This window comes from Candidatus Methylacidithermus pantelleriae (assembly GCF_905250085.1).
Lineage (GTDB): Bacteria > Verrucomicrobiota > Verrucomicrobiia > Methylacidiphilales > Methylacidiphilaceae > Methylacidithermus > Methylacidithermus pantelleriae.
Genome location: NZ_CAJNOB010000043.1, coordinates 1 through 7,194, shown reverse-complemented (window position 1 = coordinate 7,194; position 7,194 = coordinate 1). Strand labels below are relative to the sequence as shown.

The 7,194-nt window shown below is 53.4% G+C and carries 3 protein-coding genes; 1 reads left to right on the top strand and 2 read right to left on the bottom strand.

Annotated features, from left to right (window positions below; translation table 11 throughout):
- The first annotated feature begins 594 nt into the window (after positions 1–594).
- Complete coding sequence (locus tag KK925_RS08425; RefSeq protein WP_174583516.1) at positions 595–2,370, top strand: ShlB/FhaC/HecB family hemolysin secretion/activation protein; 1,776 nt, start codon at positions 595–597, stop codon at positions 2,368–2,370.
- A 298-nt stretch (positions 2,371–2,668) separates the two neighbouring features.
- On the opposite strand, the gene KK925_RS08420 is transcribed toward KK925_RS08425, so the two are convergent.
- Positions 2,669–4,048: a sigma-54-dependent transcriptional regulator gene (locus KK925_RS08420; protein ID WP_174583515.1), complete on the bottom strand. Its 1,380-nt coding sequence runs from the start codon at positions 4,046–4,048 to the stop codon at positions 2,669–2,671.
- Between the two features lie 9 nt (positions 4,049–4,057).
- Complete coding sequence (locus tag KK925_RS08415) at positions 4,058–5,275, bottom strand: sensor histidine kinase (protein ID WP_174583514.1); 1,218 nt, start codon at positions 5,273–5,275, stop codon at positions 4,058–4,060.
- Positions 5,276–7,194: the final 1,919 nt, after the last annotated feature.

Below are 7,194 nucleotides of genomic sequence, written 5' to 3'. Positions count from 1 at the left end.
TTTGCCAAATCCCTAAAGAAGGAAACGAGCCACTCCAAAAACTGGGCTAGCTTCCTCTTTTTTCTCTCGGGCCCAAGTGGATCACCTAGGCGGGACGAAACCATTCACTCGTTCGGCTACAGTAACTGACCTTCCAACACCGTGTGGAAGGTAAGCTAGAGAACTGACGGGAGCTTTGCCTTACCGCTTCCCCAAGGGTAAATCAGGAGCTTATGGGGCAGTTTTCAATCATCACACAAGCGAAGGAGACCGAGGGGTGTCCTTCGCAAAGAACCCACGGCGCTCCCCTTTTGCTTTGGTGGCTCTATGGCACCTTGTGGGGTAATCACGTCACTGCCTTATGCAGATCCGTCGCTCCCGAAGCCAATTCTAGGAAGCTGGGCTTTGAGGTCCCAACCGCCCGGTTTTCTGAAAAAGGCGTTGACGAGTAAAGCCCTTTTGCCAAGGATTACCGGCACCGGAAGAAAAAGTCCCGAAGCAGGAGCCTAGAGGACGGGGAGGGTGGTACGCATTGCTTGCGATGACATTCCCCGAAGGTCTGCGTTCGGGTCTGACAAGATGGACAGCAGGCCTTCCATAAGGGAGTTCCCAGGAGTGCCATCCTTGCCTTTGTGTCTCCGAAGGGAGGTACGATGGCTTTTGGCCGCGCTCCTTTTTGTACCCTTTACTCTTTCCGGTCAGGGACTCGAACGCTACGCTCCCCAAAAGCCTCCTGAACGCGCCCCCCAAGCTGAACTCAGGGAAGAGAAAAAAACACCTCTGGTAAGCTCACCCGTCTTTTATATTCCGAAGCTGCAGGGATTGATTCTCCTGTGCGACATAAAATTTCTGGAGGCCAGTCCTAGTCCTTTTCATGGCGTGCGATATGTTGGTCTGCCCCTTTTGGAACGCTCTTCGCTTTCGGCTCAATTGGCTCCTTTCCTTGGAAAGCCGGTAACCAGCCAGACGTTGGAAGAAATCGGAGCGCGTATCCGTGCTGTGTATGGGAAAGAGGGCCGGGTAGTGGCCCAAATCGCTGTTCCAGAAGGGCAAGACACTCGCCAAGGAATCCTGCAAATGGTGGTGACGGAAGCAAGGGTGGGAAAAGTCAAAGTGGTTGGAGCCCGGTGGACAAGCCAAGAAGACATAAAGCAAAAAGTTTCTCTAGCGCCCGATGATCCCATCCGCACCAAAGAGCTTCTCAATGAACTGGACTGGATCAACCGAACGAGTCTCTGCAAAGTCTCAGCAACCCTCGTTCCTACCGAGGAAATGGGCAAAACGGACATAGTGCTCGTAGCTCAGGACCGTTTCCCCGTGCGCTTCTATGGAGGATATAATGATGGCGGCATACCTATACTAGGCCGGGACCAGTACTTTGGAGGGTTTAACTGGTTTAACCCTTCCTTTGGATTGGATGATCAATTAAATTTCCAGTTTACGACGAACCATGACCTGGGGCTGCGCGTGTATTCTGGCTCCTATATTCTTCCTCTTCCCTGGCATCACATTCTAAGCATTGCTGGATACGAAGCAGAAGGGGGAGTCGTACTTGACCGGAACTTTAGCCAGAACTTTAAACTCTGGCAAGTGGGGCCACGTTATACCATCCCTTTGCCTAAGTGGGGAAACTACAAACAGGAACTTACACTGGGTTTTGACTATAAGGAATCTACCAGCAACCTCTTTTTTGGAGATTTCCTTGTTTTCGGTGGACCCGTCGCTCTAACAGAATGGTCGGTCACGTACGCAGCTGGGCTTCCTGACCCCTGGGGAAGTACGAGCCTAGTTCTTTCCGGATACTACAACCCAGGAGACTGGGTTGCTCATGGCGACCGGGCCAGTTTCCTTGCCAACCGGAACCAGGCAAGCCCTGAATTTGGATACGGACGGTTCACGTTGGAACGTGTGACGAAACTCCCGTGGGACTTTAGTCTCGTACTGACAGAAACCGGGCAGGTGGCTAGCACAAACTTAATTCCCCTGGAGCAGCTGGTCTTCGGGGGATTTGGCTCGGTTCGAGGCTACGATCCGTACACGCTCCCCACCCCCACAAGGAAATTCCCCAACGTTGCTCCCTTAGGAGATAACGGGTGGATTCAAAACTTAGAGTTCCGCTCTCCTCCCATTAGCCTCGGGCAACTTCTCGGTTACCCTGAAGCCAAGGATCAACTACAGTTTCTGGGCTTCTGGGACTATGGTATTGCCATGAACACGTTTCTCCTTCCCGGCGAGCGGCCGGATGTCACACTTTCTGGCGTCGGACCCGGAATCCGCTATGCCATCGATCCCTATATTAACATTCGATTTGACTGGGGCTTTCAACTCTATCGGGTGAACCGGTTTGAAGCTCCTTCCCGAATGGACCTGGGAGTAGTCATTTCCTACTAGAAGTTGGGTTCGCCGTCCCGCTTCAGGAGCCCGCGTCAATCAGCCGATATAGTGAGAAAGCTTCAAGCTTTCCCCACCGTTAAGCCGGGCTCTGGACCCCGCCCTTTTCGGTATCTTCGGGAAGCAAAAAATCGCACGCCAAAAGCAAAAGCCGCTCCCTGGTCTCCTCCCACAGGCACGGAATGGAAGCTATTGGTCTACTTCCCTTTCCGGAAATTTCCTCGCCGGAGATCCTCGGAATCTATCCGAGGAATAGTGAAAAAAGCTACCCTTGGTTTCCCTGGAGCTTTTTCAAACATTACCCTGAAAGCCCATAAGCAAGCATTTTCCGGTGAAGAGTCCGGCGAGAAATCCCTAACCTTTCCGCGGCCTTAGTCCGGTTCCCATGGCAACGTTCCAGAGCGGCCCGGATCAATCGCTTTTCCATCTCGACAAGATTCAAGTTCTCTTCTCCTCCGTGTCCCAAAGAAAAGGGATCTGGGTTTGCAACAAAAGAGGGCCCTCTGACAATCCGTTCCGGCAAATCGCATACATCGATCTTTTCTCCCCGGGCAAGAACAACCCCATGTTCAATGGCCATTTTGAGTTCCCGAACGTTACCAGGCCAATCGTAGCGAAAGAGAACTTCCTGAGCCGCCGCTGTTAAGCCCGTAATCTTTTTCTGGTTTTCCCTCGAAAATTCCCGGATAAATGCCTGGATCAAGAGCGGAAGATCTTCCTTTCGCTCCCGTAAAGGCGGAAGCTCAATCCGGACCACATTTAACCGGAAAAAGAGGTCCTCCCGGAATTTTCCTTCGGCAACGAGCTTTTCCAGATTACGGTTCGTTGCGGCAATGACCCGAACATCTACAGGGATCGACTGGTTACTACCGACTCTTTGAATGGTTCGTTCTCCCAGCACTCGCAAAAGCTTTACTTGAGTGGAAAGATCAATCTCTCCAATCTCGTCGAGAAAGATCGTTCCCCGATGGGCTTGTTCAAACCGGCCAATCCTTCGCTCGAGCGCCCCTGTAAAAGCTCCTTTCTCATGACCGAAAAGCTCGCTTTCCAAAAGTTGAGGGGAAAGGGCCGCACAATGGACCGGAACAAAAGGCCCATCCTTGCGCGGGCTTAGGCGATGCAACGCATGGGCAACCAACTCTTTTCCGGTACCGCTTTCTCCCTCAAGCAAAACGGTCGCCCGCGAGCCGGCCACTTGTCGGATTTTCTCTAGCACAGGTTGCATCGCTCGGGAACTAGCGATAATCCCTTCCAGGCCATAACGCAGGTCCAGTGCCCTCCGCAGTTCTTCGTTTTCCGCCTGCAGGCGCCGGGATCGCAGGGCTCGTTCGATCACAAGCTCAAGTTTTTCCAAATTGAGGGGTTTGGTCAGGTAATCGTATGCTCCCCGTTTCATCGCCTCGACCGCGTTATCGACCGACCCATAAGCGGTCATCATGATGCAAATGGGTTTTGGCGAAAGAGATGAAAGCTTTTCCAAAAGTTCCAGGCCCGAGCGACTCCCCAGCCGCACGTCGGCCAGCACAACGTCCACCGGCTGCGCGTCGAGCACGTTCCACGCTGATTCGAGGTCTGGTGCGACATACACGTCGTATTTGTCAGAAAGAGCCCGGCGGAGCCCCTCCCGAGTATGCTTTTCGTCGTCGACCACAAGAATGATGGGCATCGAAACGTCCATAGACCCTGGCTAGTCTCCTGGCCTGTCTTCGCTCTGGCACAGACCTTTCCTCTTATGGCCATCCCCATGAGACTCCTGGGAAGGCAGGGGAAGTGCTCGAAGTCGCCTCTCTCCCAGAGGGAAAAAAAGCCGCACGGTCGTGCCCTTCCCAAGTTCACTCTTGAGTTCCAATTTCCCCTTGTGTTCCTGCATCACACGCCGAACCACCAGCAACCCTAGCCCGGTACCAGCAGGCTTCGTGGTAAAATAAGGCTCAAACACACGCCCCATCTGTTCGGGTGGAATCCCTCCACCGGTATCGGAAAAACTCACCACACAATGAGTTTCGGTCAATGTCGTCTCAATCCGAAGACATCCCTTGCGCCCGATAGCTTCCAAGGCGTTTTTGATTACGTTGTAGAAAGCCTGCTTGATTCGATCGCGATCTCCCAGAACGACAACCCCTAGATCCGGTACCACCTCCCATTCCAACGTGATTTCTCGGTCTTCTAGCTCAGGCCGGAAAAATTCCACGCTTTGCTCCAAAATTTCTCCCAAACGCACCGGTACCAGCTTGGGAGTCGTTGGCCGAATGGCTCCAAGGAAACGCTCCAAAATCGCGTCTAAACGTCTCATTTCCGAACGAATGACTTGCAAGGATTCTGCGATGGCGGGGTGTTCGGCCATCCCCAGACGCGCTAAGTCCCTTGCCAAAAGTTCCACATGGATGGAGAGAGAATTGAGGGGGTTACCCAGTTCATGCGCCACAGCCGCCGCAAGTAACGTAAGGGCTCCCAGTTTTTCCCATTCAATCATTTCCAGGGTTTTTTCCCGGCTCGCAGTGATATCATGAAAGATCACCACAAAAGCCGAACCGCTCTGCATTCCTCCCTCCAAGGGGACGGCGTAGAATGTCAAGTATCGTGATTCGGGGTAATGCACCTCCAAGTCCCGGCTGACAATTTTTTCGCCCTCCAGTACCTCCTTCCAATCCAATCCGTCAATGTAGCGCTCGACAGGTTTTCCCAAGATCTCTTCCGGCGAGATACCCAACAGCCGTTCGACACTTTGATTCCCATAAATGACCTTTCCCTGTCGGTCCACGACCAAAACCCCTTCCTGGAGAGTGTTAAAAATGGTCTCTAAAAACCCCTTTTCCCGCACCAGGCGCTGAAGATAGGTCTGAATTTCGGAAGGTCCCAGCCGCTCAATCCGATGCAAAAGCTTATTAAGAAACGCGTTTCGCATGGTCTTTTCACCTAAATGGGTATCCGTGTTTTGTTTCTCCCTCGCCCACGGGCCCGGAGCCAATAGAACCTGCCGCTACCATAGCTCGCTTGCTATCTTTCGCTCTTGAGCAATATAACATGGCTCAGTTCGGCGTCGCGTCGTTCTCACCTTCCGCTGGAAGAGGAAGAGCCTCTTTGGAGGCAAAAGTCCCAGTAGCCCGGCCAGAGTACAAGAATTCCCCGGGGCCTTCGTTGGGTCCGGTAACGCGATTCCTTTCCACTCGCGCTCAAAAGCGTAGGAAAACGCCTTCTACCCACTTACCCCCCGTGTTTTTTGCCAAAATCAATCTTGCGCTTTCTCTCCTTCTCTCCCCATCCAAGATCACCCGAGAGCGCCTTCCGAAAAACTACGGCCACGCAACCACTCAAAACCTCGGCTTAGCGCTTTGCAAAAGCCTCCATGTTTCAACCGTGGACACATTCCCTACACCCACGTTTCGGTTTGGAGCAATCAGGCTCCCCCTTGGATTTCCTGGCGGATAGGGGCTAGGGGACTGGCCCGATTGAGGGGATGTTCTGGACGACACCAGCCTCTGAACAGCCCCCTTTTTCCCATCCCCCTCTTGGTTCCGCCAAACGATCCTACCCTGGGATATCGGGCATAGCACTCTCGCAAACTTGCGAGCGCATCTCCCCAAGTTCAAAAAAACGGTTGCGCTGGCAGAACCCCTTGTAAAGGGGCAGGTATGCTGGACGGCAAGAGGCTAACGCCGTCTGTGCGGAGCTGATCCACGGTTATCCTTGCCAACGCGAATAGCCACTCCTGGGCAAGGCAGCGTTCTCCTTGGTATCTCCCGAAAGAAAATGCGTGTCGCCCACGCATTAGCTTAACTTTGACACTCGTTAGGTAATCGACTGTGGCCAGGCAACTGAAGGGTTTGGTCCTGTCTCCGTGCTCCACTTGGGTCCGTGAGAAAAAAGAGGAAGCAGGCCCAGTTTTTTGGAGGAGCTCGGTTTCCTTCTTTAGGTATTTCGCAAAGCATTCGCCCCGAAAATTTGCCTTCGGACAAAGCCCGCGCTACGCAGGATCGCTTCAAGGCAACGAAAGGTTTAGGGGGCTTCTTTCTGGCAGCCTTTCGAGATCCATTGAGCTTGGGAGGCGGGCGGTGAGCCCGCAGGCCAGGGAAAAGAGCCGGGTCAAATTGCAGATTGGGGTCGCCTCCCCCAGCAGGGATACACGGGAGAGACTTCCCGGGAGCCTTTGAGCTCGGGAAAGGCCCAATTCAAAGCTCGGCGAATCGCTTAGAATGAGTGACGAGCTTTCCCGAGAAAGCTTCCGGCAGGGAGAAATGGCACTGCACAAGATAGCATCCAACGATCGCTTCCTCTTCTGCGATCCGCCCATCTCTTTCCGTTTGCAGCAGAAGCACCCGCGAGGGCCGACCCTCTACTCCAAAGGATTGATGAGCTCGGAGCCGAGAAAGCGCCCCAACCGACCAGGCGTCCCCGCTGTGACCAGATCGGCCTTTTGCGCGATCGTTTTGGAACCTCAGCCAATACCTCCTGGGCAGAAGCCACCCGGCTTTCCGGGCGGGCTCGATCCCTAAAGCCTCGCCATTCTCCTTCTGCAATCACCTATCGAACCGCATTGCCTTTCACCTCGATCCCTTGACTCCGGTCGCCAAACCAAAGCTCTCGATCTTTTGGGAAGATGCCGACAATGGCTCTTGGAGCTTGGCCTCTCTAAGCTTAAGCGACATGCGAAAGCCCCTTCTCCTGTGAGCGCTTCCCAGTTTCCACGGGCTTTTTCTTTCCTCCATCAAAAACCAAGGTTCTTTCTTAGATCCCCAATCGTCCTTGGAGGTGTCACGAGCAACGCCACAAGAGTTTTCGAATCCGCCCGGTTTTCCTCGCAAAATTTTTACAAGAAAACCGAAA

Coding starts and splice junctions, on each gene's coding strand:
- KK925_RS08420 (WP_174583515.1), bottom strand. CDS start 4,048: ATGGACGTTTCGATGCCCATCATTCTTGTGGTCGACGACGAAAAGCAT.
- KK925_RS08415 (WP_174583514.1), bottom strand. CDS start 5,275: ATGCGAAACGCGTTTCTTAATAAGCTTTTGCATCGGATTGAGCGGCTG.